This window comes from Arthrobacter sp. D3-16 (assembly GCF_054408515.1).
Map to the genome: position 1 here is coordinate 675,236 of NZ_CP096437.1, position 14,005 is coordinate 689,240.

The following is a 14,005-nucleotide window of genomic DNA, read 5'->3' on the forward strand; positions in this document are numbered from 1 at the left end:
CTGAGTCGCTCTGGACACAGGCCCGGCCGGGCCGGATCAGGATGGGTAACCCCTGATCGCCCGGTACCGGGCCTGTTCTTTCAGATGTGGGAGCTTGAGCTGTGGCTGGAGAGGAACGCAGGATGAGGGCCGGCGGGCGACTCGCTGCCCGGCGCATGGCCCGGTCAGCGGGATGAGTGCTGCGGACTGTCCAGCCTGAACATCAGCAAGGGGAAGCCTTTGCCGGCGGTCTCCTGGTCGGTCACCAGGGCGGGGTCCCGCCGGAACCCCAGGTTGTGGAGGAGCCGGATGGAGGGACGGTTTGGTTCATAGACTGCTGCGACGACCGTGCTGATCCCGGGCTGCATGAAGAGCCACTGGACCAGCACCGCCGCAGCCTCACGGCCGTATCCCTGGTGGTGGTAATCGGCATTCAGGATATAGGCCAACGCAGCGTGCCCGGCGGGATGCCTGCCGGGGCCGAGCAGGCCTGTGGGCGCCAGGACGGTGCTGTTCCACGTGCGCGCGTCACCAATGACTTTTCCTGATTCCCGGAGGGTAATCGCCCAGCTGTAGTTGAACCATGTTCCGTTGGCGGCCTTGCCCAAGGCCAGCACCTGGGTCAACCTTTCCCTGTTGGCCCTTGCGGTGAGGGGATCGTGCGAAAGGTATTGGGAGACCGAAGGGTCGCTCCGGTACGTGTGGATTGCTGCCTCGTCCGAATCATCAACCAGGCGCAGGACCAGCCGCTCGGTGACGAGCGGCGCTGTCTCTCCCGGAAGCACGGTCCGCCGGATCCTTAGGTCAGGGCGTTGCGCCGGCCCTCGAAAGCGCGGCCCAAGGTGACCTCGTCTGCGTATTCGAGGTCGCCGCCCACCGGGAGGCCGGACGCCAGCCTGGTCACCGTGATCCCGATCGTCTTCAGCATGCGGGCCAGGTAGGTGGCTGTTGCTTCTCCCTCGAGGTTCGGATCCGTGGCGATAATGACCTCCTGGATGGCGCCGTCGTTCAGTCGAGTGAGGAGCTCCCGGATCCGCAACTGCTCCGGGCCGATGCCGGCGATCGGATTGATGGCTCCGCCCAGCACGTGGTACCTGCCCCGGAACGAGCGGGTTCGCTCCACTGCGAGGACGTCCTTTGATTCTTCCACCACGCAGATCACAGCCGGGTCGCGCCGGGGGTCACGGCAGATGTTGCATTGGTCCTGCTCCGTGACGTTGCCGCAGACGGTGCAGAACTTCACCCGTTCCTTGACGGAGGTGATGGCTTCCACCAGCCGCTTCATGTCCTGGGGGTCCGCTTCAAGGATGTGGAACGCCAACCGCTGTGCGGATTTCGGGCCCACGCCGGGAAGGCGTCCGAGCTCGTCAATCAGCTCTTGGACAGCACCTTCGTACACGTTTTTCCTCTTTAGCTAGGGTGACAGTGGTTGGATCAGTAGCGGGGCGTAACGGGGCTTCCGTCGAGTGAGCGCTCCTCGATCAGCTTCCCGCCGAGGATACGTTCCACCGCGGCCCGGCCGAACACTCCGGATTCTTCAATGGTCTCATCGTCGGCGCTGGGAATGTCCTGCACGTAGGTCGCAGCCGCGGGAACGGCCCGGGCAGGAGCCTTTGCCCGGCCCGCCTCGGCCTCCGGGCTGTTGGACAGGCGCTGGTAGAGGCTTGGCCGGGTAGCCGCCGCAGCAGGGGCATCGGCGGGAACCGGGGAAGCCGCAGGTACCGGGGAAGGGGCGGGAACCGGGGAAGCCGCAGGGGCAGTGCGGGCAGGTGCGGCCACGGCCGAAGCCATGGCGTACTCCCGTACCGGGACTCGATCGGAACCCTGGGGTGCAGTGGCTGGAGCGGCCGTGCCCGAGGGAACCGGAACGGGGCTCTGGGCAGCTGGTTCCGGGATTGTCGCCTTGGTACTTGCCGTCGTGGGCGAATGTGCCGCTGGAGCCAAACCCCACTCGGCGTCCACGGAAGCGGCCGCGTTGGTTACCGGGATGGAGGGCGGAACCTGGGCGGTAGCCGGCTCGTACCGTGTGGCTGAGGGTGCCGCAACTGCTTCCTTTGCACGCAATCCGGCTGTGGCATTCCTGCCCACGTTGCTTGCTTCCCCAACAACCCAGACACCCGGTGCCTGCTCCACGGCACGGGCCCACGGATCGGAAGCACCTGCGCCTGGATCGCTGCCCGTCGGAGCTATGGCGGTTGGAGTTTTGGCCGTGGGGTCGGTGCCGGACTGGGTACCGGATGGTGTGCCCTGCTGGCGTGAACCCGCTGCGGTGGAGACGTCACCAGGGGCGGGGGCCGGAGCGGAGCGGCTGCCGGACCGCGCGGAAGGGGCCCAGTCCATGGGAGGCTCTTCTTCCAGCGGTGGCGCGTCTTCATCCCGGGGCGGACCCCAGTCGTCGTCCGAGTAGGAGTAGTCTCCCGCGGCGCCGCTGTAAGAGTCAGCTTGCGCCAAAGGAGCTGTTGAAGGGACCGCGGGGGATTGGGTTGGGGAAGAGCCACCGGCTGCCGGGCGCTGAGCCGGGGACGGGCCGTTCCCGGCTGCAGGCTGGACTTTGTCTCCTGCCGGGAGCCCTACAGGAATCGAGTGGTTGCTCCCGGCCGAGCCTTCGCTCGCTGGGGCTGTTCGGCCTTCTGGCTGCCCGTGGACGGCACCTGCCGGAGCGGAAGGTGCCGGTGCCTCCATTGCAGCGGTTGCCGGTGCATCCGCTGCTGCAGGTGCAGGCGCCAGTCCCCAGGCAACATCAGCTGAGGTCGCAGGACCAGTTGACGTTGCCGGTGCTGGCCGGCTAGCGGGTGCTTTTGGGTTTGGCTCAGAGCTCGCCCGGCTGGCGCTTCCGCCGGCCACTGCGTTGATCTGGCAGTCAATGCCCACAGTCTTGTGGATTGCCTGCCGCAGGTTCTCCGAATGGTCTGCCCGGCCAAAAGCGCCGGCGAGTCCGGGTGTGGTGAACGAAAGGGTGAGCATGTGGCCGTCGAACGCACTGACCTGGGCGTTGGGTTCAACGAGTGCCCAGGTGCTGCGCTTGATCTTGGAAAGGGTCTGCAGGACATCCGGCCACGCCCGGCGCAACACTTCCACATCGCCCATGGCTGCGGGGGAAGCGGCGGGAACAGACGCGGCAGGCGCTGTTTCGGGCCGCGCAGCAGCCGGGGCTGCCTGTGCAACAGGGGCGGCGTGGGCAGTCGGAGCAGCAGCCTGCCTGTTGCTGGCTGTCGGCGCCGCTGCGGCCGGGGCCTCTGCGGGGACTGCAGCCGCGGGGCGTGTCACCCCGGGACGGGAGTCGACGCGGGAAGGGCGGGAGTCTGCAGAGGGTTCCACCGGCCAGTCGTTGGTGCTGACCCGGGGAGCAGTCAAGGGGGCATTACGGTCCCCATCGGCCGGGCCCGCCGCTGGAGCGGAGGCCTGCGGGGAAGCAGGCGCCGGTTCCGGAGCGGCCGCTGCGGCTGCAGGTTGCTGGCGGACCGGCTGGGCCGGGGACTGAGGGGCTGCAGGCTCAGGCAGGGCGGGTCCGGTCTTAGCCGGCTCCGCAACCACCTGCGCGGGCGGCGTTTGCCCGGCGGGTACATGCTGGTGAGCAGCGCTGGCCTCACCAGCGGTTCCACCTTGGTGAGCGGGGGCTGCGGTGGCGGGAGCCGCGACGTCGTTCCCTGCATAGTTGAGCCGGCGCTCTACACGCTCTATCCGTGCGGCCATGCCACGCTCGTTCTGCTCCGAACTGGGCAGGAGGATCCGGGCACACAACAGTTCCAGATGCAGCCGCGGGGAGGTGGCGCCGGTCATTTCGGTCAACGCGGTGTTGGTGACGTCGGCCGCGCGGGACAACTCGGCGGCGCCCAGGTTGTGTGCCTGGTTCTTCAGGCGCGCGATCTGGTCAGCCGGCATGCCGCGAAGTATGGTCTGGGCGCTTTCGGGCATGGCCTGGACGATGATGAGGTCTCGGAAGCGCTCCAGGAGGTCCTCGACGAAGCGGCGCGGGTCATGGCCGGTCTGGATGACCCGGTCCACGGCGCGGAAGACGGTTGCGGCGTCCGAGGCAGCCACCGCCTCGACAACATCGTCCAGCAAGGAAGCGTGGGTGTAGCCGAGCAGCGCCACGGCAAGTTCGTAGTCCAGCCCGTTGGGCCCGGCGCCTGCCATCAGCTGGTCCAGGACGGACAGGGAGTCGCGGACGGAGCCGCCGCCGGCGCGGATCACCAGCGACAGGACACCGGGCGCAACCGGGACGTTCTCCTGGTTGCAGAGAAGTTCGAGGTAGGCCATGAGCGGCTCCGGCGGCACCAGGCGGAAGGGGTAATGGTGCGTCCGGGAACGGATGGTGCCGATGACCTTGTCCGGCTCAGTGGTGGCGAAGATGAACTTGATATGTTCCGGGGGTTCTTCAACGATCTTCAGCAGGGCGTTGAAGCCCGCGGACGTGACCATATGGGCTTCGTCAATGATGAAGATCTTGTAGCGGTCGCGGACGGGGGCATACGTTGCCCGCTCACGAAGGTCCCGTGCGTCGTCCACGCCACCGTGGCTCGCGGCGTCGATCTCGATGACGTCGAGTGAGCCGGAGCCGCCACGGGCAAGCTCGACGCAGCTGGGGCACGTGCCGCAGGGGGTGTCCGTGGGGCCTTGGGCGCAGTTCAGGCAGCGTGCCAGAATGCGCGCCGACGTGGTCTTGCCGCAACCCCTGGGGCCGGAGAATAGGTAGGCGTGGTTGACCCGGTTTTTCCGCAACGCGGTCATCAGCGGTTCGGTGACATGTTCCTGCCCGATAACGTCAGCGAAGGAGTCTGGACGGTATCTGCGGTACAGGGCGGTAGTGACTGTCACAGAGAAAACCCTACCAATCCGGGCTGACATTCTGCCGCCCTGTGGGGGAATAGTAAAGACCCCCCATGCACCCGCCAGAGCCCGTTTACCCTTGCTACCTTCCGGTCCTGGGGGAGTTCAACAGGATGACGCCACATGAGGGGCCGTCAGATACTTTACCCGAACTTCAGGCCCGACTCGAATCGGGGTCCAGCAAGCGCCAGCCCTCAACCTCCCAGCTCATGAACGCAGGCTCCTCGTAGGGGTGGGCGGCCCGCAGGGCGGCCAGCACGGCCTTCAACAGCGGCCCTTCAACCACGCACTCAATCCGGTCCTCGGCCACTTCTTCGGATGCGCCCACAACTCCGGTGTAGGGAGCAGCACCCGCCTGCGGAGTGAATCGGCCGGTGCCTGAGGTCACAAAGGAACAGTGGGAGTAGTTGCCGATCCGCCCGCTCCGGCGTCGCCGATAGCCTTCAGAACCTGGTGTGTATGACTCGCCGGGACGTAAACCACCAGGGTGTGCAGGTCTGTCATGACTCCCATCGTGCCCCAAAGTTCAGTGGGTGAAGCGAAAATCCATTGCTTATCCCCCTGCCAGCCACGATTATGGATATGTACACCGATTGGGGCAATCTCAAGATTGTGAGCTGCGAGGCCTGGCTAAACGGGGCCGGACCCGGCAGCTCAACGGTGTTCAGGCGGAATGGGCGCGTTGGGGGCGTCCATTTCCGGGTTAAACCCACCACTGTGGGCCACCTTCCCAGCAGGCCGGCAAGCCCTCAATGCTGGCTTCGGAGCCCCGATTGGGCGAAGCGGAAAAGTTCAGGTACTCTAGTATCTGCTTTTGATTCAGAAGCAGCTGGAGAATTCGCCTAGCGGCCTATGGCGCACGCCTGGAACGCGTGTTGGGTTAACGCCCTCGGGGGTTCAAATCCCCCATTCTCCGCCGGTAAAGAACCCGGCCCCGGCAGTCCCGGGGCCGGGTTTTTTCGTTTATCGCCGGTCTCCCGAGCGCGTCCCTTCCGCTTCTGCAAGGCCCAGACGGCGAAGCCGTTGCCTCGCGGCAAGCTCGCTTGGGCCGCGGCGTCCCAGGGCAAGGCGAACGACGCCGAGTACCACTTTGGTGGCCTGCTTCACCGGCAGCGGGAAGGGACCGAGCCGTGGTGCGGACAGTCCGAGCATCTGGCGGTACTTCGGTTCGAGGCTGTGCACCGCTCCCGCAAACAGGACGCGATAGCCGGGGCGAAGCATGGGGTGCAGCGGAGGATCGCGGATGAAGGCCACTGTTTCTGCTACCCGGCTGTCCACCCGGAGCTCTCCATTGAGGTACCACCGGTCCAGTTGAGCGCGCATGTCCGCCTCGGTAAGCGGCGGGTCCTGGACGCCCATCAGCCGGCCGGCCTGGGCCCATTCACGAACGTACGCATCGGGGCCGCCAGGGATGGGGCCGCCCCACAACTGGTGTGCTGTGAGGAAGGCATCGGTGAAGGCGATGTGGATCCAGCTGGCCAGTTCCGGATCGTTGGCGCTGTAGTCGCGCACCGTTCCCTGATTGTCCATGAAGCTGCCTTGTACCGGCCCGTGCAGGCGCCGCACCCGCCGCGAGGCCTCCTCGGCCGCAGCCCGCGAGCCGTACGTAACAGTGAAAATCCAACGGATAGTGGCAGCCAGGCGGGCAAGGGGATCCTCACGGAAGTTCGAGTGCTCGTGCACTCCCGCCAGCGCCCCGGGGTGGAGGGACTGCATCAGCAGCGTGCGGATGCCGGCAACAATCGGGGACATGGAGCCGTGCACGGCCCACACTGCGGAACCGGGAAGGTGGTAACCGGGATCGCCGCCTTCAGCCAGCTTCGGCACCCAGTCGGGCACCTCATCAGCCCTGCCCGTAAAGGTTTTCCTAAGTTCGTCCTGCCATTTCCTAAGGAAACTCCGCATATATCATTGTTGCCCAGAAAACGGAGTGCAGGGGAGCCGGATGGCGCGGACGAAACTGCAAGGTTTTCTCAAGTAATGACCGGCACGATGGGACGGGGTTCACAGACGAAAGGCACTGTGGTCCCATGGGAGATACCGTCAGGATGCGTGCGGTTGATTATGTAACGGAGACAGATTTTGGGGAATCATCGGAAACCGGGTAAGCACAGAGACGCACGCCGTCCGTATGTTTCCCTTGTGCGCGCACTGACGGCCACTGGTGCTGCTGCCCTGTCCATTTGGGCGCTGAACCTTTCCGGCACGGCGGGGGAGTGGGGGGCGTCTGCCACCGCCGTCGGATCCAGTGACGGTGCCGGGGCTGCAGCCACAGCGGCGGGGACAGCGACATCCGGCAAAGTCCATGCCGACCGGACGGCTTCGGACACGGTTGGCGCCGGCATGCTGCAGGGCGCGATCCTGGGCGATCCACAGGCCGTTGTCCCGTTTCCCCACGCGGTGATTGGCAGCTACCAAGGGGAGGACTCCTCGGCGCTGGCGGTGAATGCGGCAGGATTTGGCAGGCCACCCGCCGGATTCCTGATGGCACCGCTTGAGCAGCTTTATGCCAGCTCACCCTTCGGTCTTAGGATCAGCCCGCTGACTGGGGCCGCCGGAGACTTCCACCTTGGCCAGGACTATGCGGCCGCTTGCGGAACGAAAGTGTACGCCGCGGATTCGGGAGTGATACGCGCTTCAGGATGGCACCCGTGGGGAGGCGGCAACAGGGTGGAAATCGACCACGGCAACGGCCTTATCACCACCTACAACCACTTGGACGCAATTGCTGTGCGTACCGGAGATCCGGTCCGCGCCGGCCAAGTGATCGCCAGGGTTGGCACCACCGGGTGGTCAACGGGATGCCACCTCCATTTCGAAACAATCCTGGACGGCCGCCACACCAGCCCGCTCAAGTGGGGACTGGTGCCCACCCGGCCCCTTGACGGCAGCGGAACGGCAGAGATGCGGAGCTACCTGCCGGGATTCGGGTCTCCCACCCAGGGAGCGATCAGTTGGGCACTGCCATTGGGCCACGATCACGACGAGCCTCATGCGGCAGGATTCTTGCCCAAGACACCTGCGACGCCGGCCCTTTCACCTTGGGCATTGCCCCCGGCAACCAGGGCAGCAGCGCCCAGTGCAGCACCCGCCGCACCGGCCCCGGCTGCAACACCACGGTCTCCTGCACCTCCGCCTGGTGCGCCCTCTGCGACGCCGCCTGCGACGTCCCCGACACCCAGTGGGACTACGGGTACGCCGACACCTCCTGCGCCGAACGCAACGCCGACACCTACTGAACCGTCCCCATCGCCGACGCCGGGTGGCACTAGCCCGGTGACCACACCAGCACCGAACGGGACGACGCCGACACCCACTTCAAGTGCAACAACGCCGGCACCGACGCCCACGCCGGCTCCTGCGACCCCCTCCCCGTCCCCTACGGAGCCAAACCCGACAACCGGCGCATCGCCGTCGGTCTCTCCGACGGAACCTTCGCCGTCGGTCTCCCCGACGGAACCTTCGCCGTCGGTCTCCCCGACGGAACCTTCGCCGTCGGTCTCCCCGACGGAACCTTCGCCGTCGGCCTCCCCGACGGAACCTTCGCCGTCGCCTACGGAGCCAACCCCGACGGCTGAACCGTCACCGCCGGCCGGCACCGCGCCTTCGCCAACTCCCACGGAGCCGGAGCGGTGCCCCGCGGAGCCAACTCAGGAAAACCCAACCCCCGACCAGTACGGTGGTTCATCGGCAACGAATGACGCACGTGAACAACTACCTGAGGACGAAGCCTGTGGCACCCCTGTACCCGATCCCGCTGACCCTGAATGACGGCACAGAAACTGACTTTGGCAGGTTCACAGGGAAAGTGGTGATGGTGGTCAACGTTGCCTCCAATTGCGGCTTCACCCCGCAGTACGCGGGACTTGAGGCGCTCTACGAAAAGTTCCGCGACCGCGGGTTCGAAATCCTCGGCGTCCCCTGCAACCAGTTCGCGGGGCAGGAGCCTGGCGGTGACAGCGAAATCGCAGAGTTCTGCCAACGCAATTTCGGCGTCACGTTTCCCTTGACCACCAAGGCGGACGTCCGCGGCAAGGAACAGCATCCTCTCTACGCGGAGCTGACCAAATTCAGGACGGGGCTGCTGCCGGGGCTGGTCAAGTGGAACTTCGAGAAGTTCCTGGTCAGCCGGGAGGGTGACGCGGTGGCCCGGTTCGCTCCGACGGTGGAGCCGGACTCGGCCGAGGTCATCGACGCCGTCGAAAAACTCCTGGGCTGAAACCCTGCGCTTGTGCCGAATTAATCCTGGGGATGCGCAGTTCTTCGATTTTTTTCCACATGGGCTGCGGCGATTTACCCAAAGTTTGCCAAATGTCTGATTGGATAAACCTTACTGAAGGGTACAAGGGAAGCGCCGTTTCCCACCGACCACAGAGGTAGCAATGGAGCACATCGAGGCCGAGCATCCCCGGCCACGCCACTTCCTACTCCACCTGAGCGATCCCCACTTGATGGGAGGTCCGGACCCCCTCTACGGCGTCGTCGACAGTGAAGCGCGGCTCATCCAACTCTTCGAAGAGGTCAAGGCGTCCGGGGCGCGGCCGGAGGCTGTGATTTTTACCGGTGACCTTGCAGACAAGGGCGATCCGGAAGCGTATGTGAAACTACGCGCTATCGTGGAGCCGGCGTGCCGGGAGCTGGATGCAGAAGTCATCTGGGCCATGGGAAACCACGACAACCGGGCGAACTTCCGGAAGGGCCTGCTGGACCAGCCCGGCAGTGACGCACCCGTAGACCACAGCTACTTCATCAACGGGCTGCGCGTCATCACCCTTGACACGTCCGTGCCGGGCTTTCACCACGGCGAACTCAGCGGCTCGCAGCTGGAGTGGCTTGCCTCGGAGCTGGAGACACCGGCTCCGGACGGCACCATCCTGGCGCTCCACCACCCGCCCGTCCCTTCCGTGCTTGACCTTTCGGTGCTGGTTGAGCTGCGGGACCAGGCATCCCTTGCCGCGGTGGTCCGCAACTCGGACGTCCGGACCATCCTGGCCGGCCACCTGCATTACTCCACCACAGCGAGCTTTGCCGGGGTTCCCGTCTCCGTCGCCTCGGCCAGCTGTTACACCCAGGACCTGAACGTGCCCGCGGGGGGCACCCGCGGGCACGATGCCGGGCAGTCCTTCAACCTGGTGCACGTTTACGAGCACACGATCGTGCACTCGGTGGTGCCGCTGGGCAGTTCGGCGACGGTGGGCGAGTACGTCCCGCCGGAAGAGACGGCCCGCCGGCTGGAGGCCGCAGGCATCCGTATTCCTGAAACCACCAAGCAGCGGAGCAGCCCCAGGGCGGGCTTACCGACAGCGAGGTAGGCGTGCAACACGGTCCGTGCGGCAGGGCGGCACGGACCTTGCCTCCGTTGGGCTACTTTTCCCAGGGTGCCTTGATGGGGAAGTACTTTTCCAGGAAGTCCGTAACGAGTTCCGCGCGCTCGTCGGCAGGCACCTCGGGAAAGCTGCCGTCGTTCAGGCAGAAGAAGTCCATGTTGCGCTTTGACAGCAGCTTGGGCAGGTAGTTCAGCCCGGTCCGCATGGTCGTATCCACGTAGCGGACCTTGGCCGCTGTCTGGGTGACGGCACGGCCCGTCAGCAGGGCGTAGTAGTGGTAGAACGAGTTGGTGACGGAGATGTTGTCCGCCGCGCGGAACCGGCTGGCCGCCGTCTTCTGGAACTCTTCCGGAAACTCGCGCTCCATTCGTGCCACCACGCTGCGCCGCAGCGGTGCCGCAGTGTGCTCGAGGTGGCGGGTAGTGATTCGCCCAAACCGGTTCCACAGCAGTTTCCGGTTGACGCGCGCAGCATTCTCGAAGCCACTGCGTTCCGCCGCGTTTTCGCCCAGGCCGATCCGGGTTTCGGCCTCAATGAATTTGGTGATGCCGCCGGGAGTGAAGAACAGGTCCGGGCTGACCGGCCGGCCAAAGAACATGTCATCGTTCGAGTACAGGAAGTGCTCGGACAGGCCGTCGATGTTGTGCAGCTGGCACTCTACCGCCTGCGAGTTGTGGGTGGGCAGCACGGAAGGATCGGAGAAAAATTCTTCGCTGCGCACGATGGTGACTGCGGGGTGGTCAGCGAGCCAGGCGGGGGCGGGGGAGTCCGTGGCGATGAAGATCCGCCGGATCCACGGCGCGAACATGTAGACGGACCGCAGCGCGTATTTGAGCTCGTTGATCTGGCGGAAGCGGGCTTCGTGGTCGTCGCCTTCGCCCAGGACCACGTCCTTCTGCTGGGCACGCCGGGCTGCGATGTACTCAGGGGAGCTGCCGTCCACCCAGGAGAACACCAGGTCGACGTCGAAGCTGATGTCGCTCGCGTGGTCGGCGAACATGTTCTCGATGGTTGGCCAGGTGTGGCCGTACCGCTCCACGGTGCCGCGCACGGCGTCCTGCCGCAGCATGGTCCGGCGCGTCAGGGAGTTTTCGATTGGAAGGATCAGTTCCTCCCCTTCAAAGGACCACAGTTCGATCTGCACTCCGGCCGAGGCGCCGAACTCGAAGCCGCCGACGGGCTCAACCCGGGGACGGTACAGGCGGAAGATCCGCGCCTGCCGGTTCGAGGAGAGCTCCCCGTCAGCCACCAGTACGGAGGTCTTCTTTTTTGCATCCACTGTCATGGAATACACCGGCTCGTCCCGGCATGCCTCCACCAGGGCCGCGCGAAGCTTCTTGCGGTCCTTCCAGTCAAGGGCGATCACGGGCCGGTCGTTGTTGCCGCGCACCAGCAGGTACGAGAGCCCTGCATTCACCAACACGTTGCGCACAAACAGCAGGTCCTCCACCATGGCCTGGTAGGGCGTCCTGTTGTAGTTGATCAGGGCGTAGCGGCCCTTGTGCCTGATCACGTCCGGGCGGTGCCTGAGACGCTGCTCCGCCGCGGCAGATGTGACCTCTGCATGAAATTGTTCTTCTACGGATGCCTGGCTGCCGTAGTAAACCTCGTCCTGTACCGGTGCTTCTGTAATTGTCGTCTCCGTGCTCGTCAAAGTAAGCGTGTCTACCTGCATGATAGCCGCGCGGTGGAAACAACAGGTTTCGGACTGAACTGCCCGGGGTACGGAACGGGGTTAGGCACCGAGCTCTTCCAGCCAGCTGCGCAGGAAAGCGCCGCCGGCGTCGTCATGGATGACGGAGGCTTCCAGTCCCAGATCTGCTGCAGTCAGGACAGCGTACGGCTTGTCCGGAACGCCATCGGCGGGACGGACATCCACATGCTTCACCGTGTGGTCGTTGTGGTGGAGCCAGTCTGCCATGGCGTAGTCGGTGCGCGAATCGCCCACGGTCCGCCAGGCCTGCGGCGTGATGCCCTGGGCGGCGAGCAGTTCCACTGCCCGGCTGGCTCCGAGATCCTTACCCAGCCGCACTGACTCGATGTCCGTGGAAATGATGGTGGGGTCCACGCGGTAGTCCACTTCGTCGTCGGAGTTGGGCGCATGGTGGTCCAGCCTGACCACCCCCAGCCCATGCCGGGCCATAAGGCTCATGGCATCGGCGTCGAAGAGTTTCTGCTCGGCCAGGTAATCGGCGTTGGCCACCTCGATGTGCTGTTCCACGGACACCATTGCCCGCTTTGTTTCATCAAAGAACATGTGCGCCGCGTAGTCCTCGGCCACCAGCCGCCTGACGTCGTCCCCATAGGCCGCGGGAACCGCCAGCTCGCGGTCCACATGGATGGGGCCGGGGCCGGCGGAGGTGTAGCTGAACCAGACAGCGCCCTTTTCGCAGATGGCGTGGATGACGGTCCCGGCCGGAATGCCGGCCGCGATCATCGGTGCCATGACCTGTTCGCGGATGAAGGCATCAGAGCGTCCGGTGTTGAATATGACGGGGATGCCGGCAGAAGCCAGCGCCACGAGATCCTGGATGATGTCCTGTTTCACATCACGGGAAACGGGGCTTGCAATCGGACCGTCCACATCAAGCAGCAGCGCGAGGGGAGGCGTGGCGGGGTGGCGTGCGCCCAACGTGGAGGCGGCAAGGAACTCGGATGCTGTCATGGCTCCATTCTGTCAGCAGCACCGTTATGCCAGCACGGCGAAGTCACGGTGCAGTCCCCGGCAAGGCCCGCGCGTGTGACACTTGGTCACTGTTTGGCTACAACCTTCCCCACGGCGTGCTGGATACTTTCGCTGGGACCATCGGATGCCTAGGGTGGCATGGTGATATTCAAAGCTGTGGGCGAGGGCCGCCCTTACCCTGACCATGGTTACAACACTCCCAAGGAATGGGCTTCACTGCCCCCGCGCCCGGTGAGGCTGGACGAGCTGGTGACCACCAAGCGCACCTTGGACCTGGAGGCACTCCTGGCCGAAGATTCCACCTTCTTCGGCGACCTTTTCCCGCACGTGGTGCAGTACCAGGGAACCCTTTACCTGGAGGACGGTCTGCACCGCGCCGTCCGGACCGCCCTGCACCAACGCACGGCGATCCATGCCCGCGTACTGGTGATAGATGGCTAGGAAGAAGCAGCAGGACGCCAGCGTCCTCCACGGCCACCACGTCGTCACGGGCCCTGAGTTGCGGTCCGCGTTCGAATCGGACCGCGACGCCGACGACACGGCGAGGGTGCGGCGCCGAGCGCTGCATGCGGTGGTCCTGGTGGTTCTCATCGGACTGATCATCGCGGCGATTATCACCGCGCTGGCCATCATCAACGGCCGCCTGACGATCCCCGCCGCCGAACCAGCCGAGGAGACGGTTTCCACCACCTGCCCTGCGGCAACCTTTGACTACACCCCCAACGACAAGATCAACCTCAACGTCTACAACTCCACCAGCAGGCCGGGACTGGCAAGGTCGGTGGCGGACGAGTTCCTGACCCGGAAGTTCGTTGTGGGAGCGGTGTCCAATGTGGAGGCCAGCTACCGGGGCGTCGCCGCCGTGGTGTCCGGGGCTGCCGGCCAGTCAGCGGCGTTCAGCGTCCAGCGCAACCTGCCGGGTTCGGAGTACTTCCAGGACGGCAGGACAGATGGCAGCGTGGACGTGATCCTGGCCCAGGACTACGCTGCGCTGGCCCCGCCGGAGCTCGTTGACCAGACGCCGGGCACCCTTAGCTGCCCCCGCGAAAGCCGACGGATCGCGGATGACGACAAGCGGCCAGTCGTCCCGTCAGCGGCGCCCGCGCCCTGACGCTGAAGCCGCAGCTGTTCCATCAGCGCGGGTTGTTTGACCGGCCTGAGCGGGTTGTTTACCGATCCGAGG

Annotated in this window: 11 protein-coding genes, 1 tRNA gene, 1 other RNA gene and 2 pseudogenes; 6 read left to right on the forward strand and 9 right to left on the reverse strand. The window is 65.3% G+C overall.

Features of this window, described 5'->3' with window-relative positions; translation table 11 throughout:
- Nucleotides 1–164: 164 nt before the first annotated feature.
- From M1D32_RS03325 to M1D32_RS03345, 5 genes and pseudogenes are all read right to left on the reverse strand, one after another.
- Nucleotides 165–764, reverse strand: a complete 600-nt coding sequence (locus M1D32_RS03325) for a GNAT family N-acetyltransferase (RefSeq protein ID WP_458780936.1) — start codon at nt 762–764, stop codon at nt 165–167.
- Nucleotides 765–778: 14 nt separating this feature from the next.
- Entirely contained in the window at nt 779–1,378 is a 600-nt protein-coding gene (gene recR / locus M1D32_RS03330; protein ID WP_458780937.1) for a recombination mediator RecR, read from the reverse strand.
- Nucleotides 1,379–1,413: 35 nt separating this feature from the next.
- A complete protein-coding gene (locus M1D32_RS03335; RefSeq protein ID WP_458780938.1) occupies nt 1,414–4,827 on the reverse strand; it encodes a DNA polymerase III subunit gamma and tau in 3,414 nt (1,137 codons plus the stop codon).
- Between the two features lie 21 nt (nt 4,828–4,848).
- Nucleotides 4,849–4,945: signal recognition particle sRNA small type (ffs, locus tag M1D32_RS03340), an RNA gene on the reverse strand.
- Nucleotides 4,946–4,963: 18 nt separating this feature from the next.
- Nucleotides 4,964–5,313, reverse strand: a pseudogene (locus M1D32_RS03345) (hypothetical protein).
- Nucleotides 5,314–5,640: 327 nt separating this feature from the next.
- On the opposite strand from M1D32_RS03345, the gene M1D32_RS03350 reads away from it, so the two are divergent.
- Nucleotides 5,641–5,725, forward strand: a tRNA-Ser gene (locus M1D32_RS03350).
- Between the two features lie 47 nt (nt 5,726–5,772).
- Here M1D32_RS03350 and M1D32_RS03355 read toward each other — a convergent pair.
- The gene (locus M1D32_RS03355) at nt 5,773–6,714 is read right to left on the reverse strand and encodes an oxygenase MpaB family protein (RefSeq protein ID WP_458780939.1); all 942 of its coding nucleotides are present in this window, start codon (nt 6,712–6,714) and stop codon (nt 5,773–5,775) included.
- Nucleotides 6,715–7,293: 579 nt separating this feature from the next.
- Here M1D32_RS03355 and M1D32_RS03360 point away from each other — a divergent pair.
- Nucleotides 7,294–7,599 (forward strand): annotated as a pseudogene (locus tag M1D32_RS03360) (M23 family metallopeptidase); the annotation flags it as partial.
- Between the two features lie 200 nt (nt 7,600–7,799).
- On the opposite strand, the gene M1D32_RS03365 reads toward M1D32_RS03360, so the two are convergent.
- Nucleotides 7,800–8,429: a hypothetical protein gene (locus M1D32_RS03365; protein WP_458782271.1), complete on the reverse strand. Its 630-nt coding sequence runs from the start codon at nt 8,427–8,429 to the stop codon at nt 7,800–7,802.
- A 77-nt stretch (nt 8,430–8,506) separates the two neighbouring features.
- Between M1D32_RS03365 and M1D32_RS03370 the strand changes: the two genes are divergently transcribed.
- On the forward strand, nt 8,507–9,028 hold the full coding sequence (locus M1D32_RS03370; protein WP_458780940.1) for a glutathione peroxidase: 522 nt from the start codon (nt 8,507–8,509) through the stop codon (nt 9,026–9,028).
- Nucleotides 9,029–9,191: 163 nt separating this feature from the next.
- Nucleotides 9,192–10,121 (forward strand): phosphodiesterase, encoded by a 930-nt coding sequence (locus tag M1D32_RS03375; RefSeq protein WP_458780941.1) that lies wholly within the window; start codon nt 9,192–9,194, stop codon nt 10,119–10,121.
- 52 nt (nt 10,122–10,173) lie between these two features.
- On the opposite strand, the gene M1D32_RS03380 is transcribed toward M1D32_RS03375, so the two are convergent.
- Both M1D32_RS03380 and M1D32_RS03385 read right to left on the reverse strand, forming a co-directional pair.
- Entirely contained in the window at nt 10,174–11,811 is a 1,638-nt protein-coding gene (locus M1D32_RS03380) for a stealth family protein (RefSeq protein WP_458780942.1), read from the reverse strand.
- A gap of 60 nt (nt 11,812–11,871) precedes the next feature.
- Complete coding sequence (locus M1D32_RS03385) at nt 11,872–12,801, reverse strand: hypothetical protein (RefSeq protein WP_458780943.1); 930 nt, start codon at nt 12,799–12,801, stop codon at nt 11,872–11,874.
- 162 nt (nt 12,802–12,963) lie between these two features.
- Between M1D32_RS03385 and M1D32_RS03390 the strand changes: the two genes are divergently transcribed.
- On the forward strand, nt 12,964–13,263 hold the full coding sequence (locus tag M1D32_RS03390) for a type II toxin-antitoxin system VapB family antitoxin (RefSeq protein WP_256249629.1): 300 nt from the start codon (nt 12,964–12,966) through the stop codon (nt 13,261–13,263).
- The gene (locus M1D32_RS03395) at nt 13,256–13,933 is read left to right on the forward strand and encodes a LytR C-terminal domain-containing protein (protein WP_458780944.1); all 678 of its coding nucleotides are present in this window, start codon (nt 13,256–13,258) and stop codon (nt 13,931–13,933) included. The genes M1D32_RS03390 and M1D32_RS03395 overlap by 8 nt, the downstream gene beginning before the upstream one ends.
- Nucleotides 13,934–14,005: the final 72 nt, after the last annotated feature.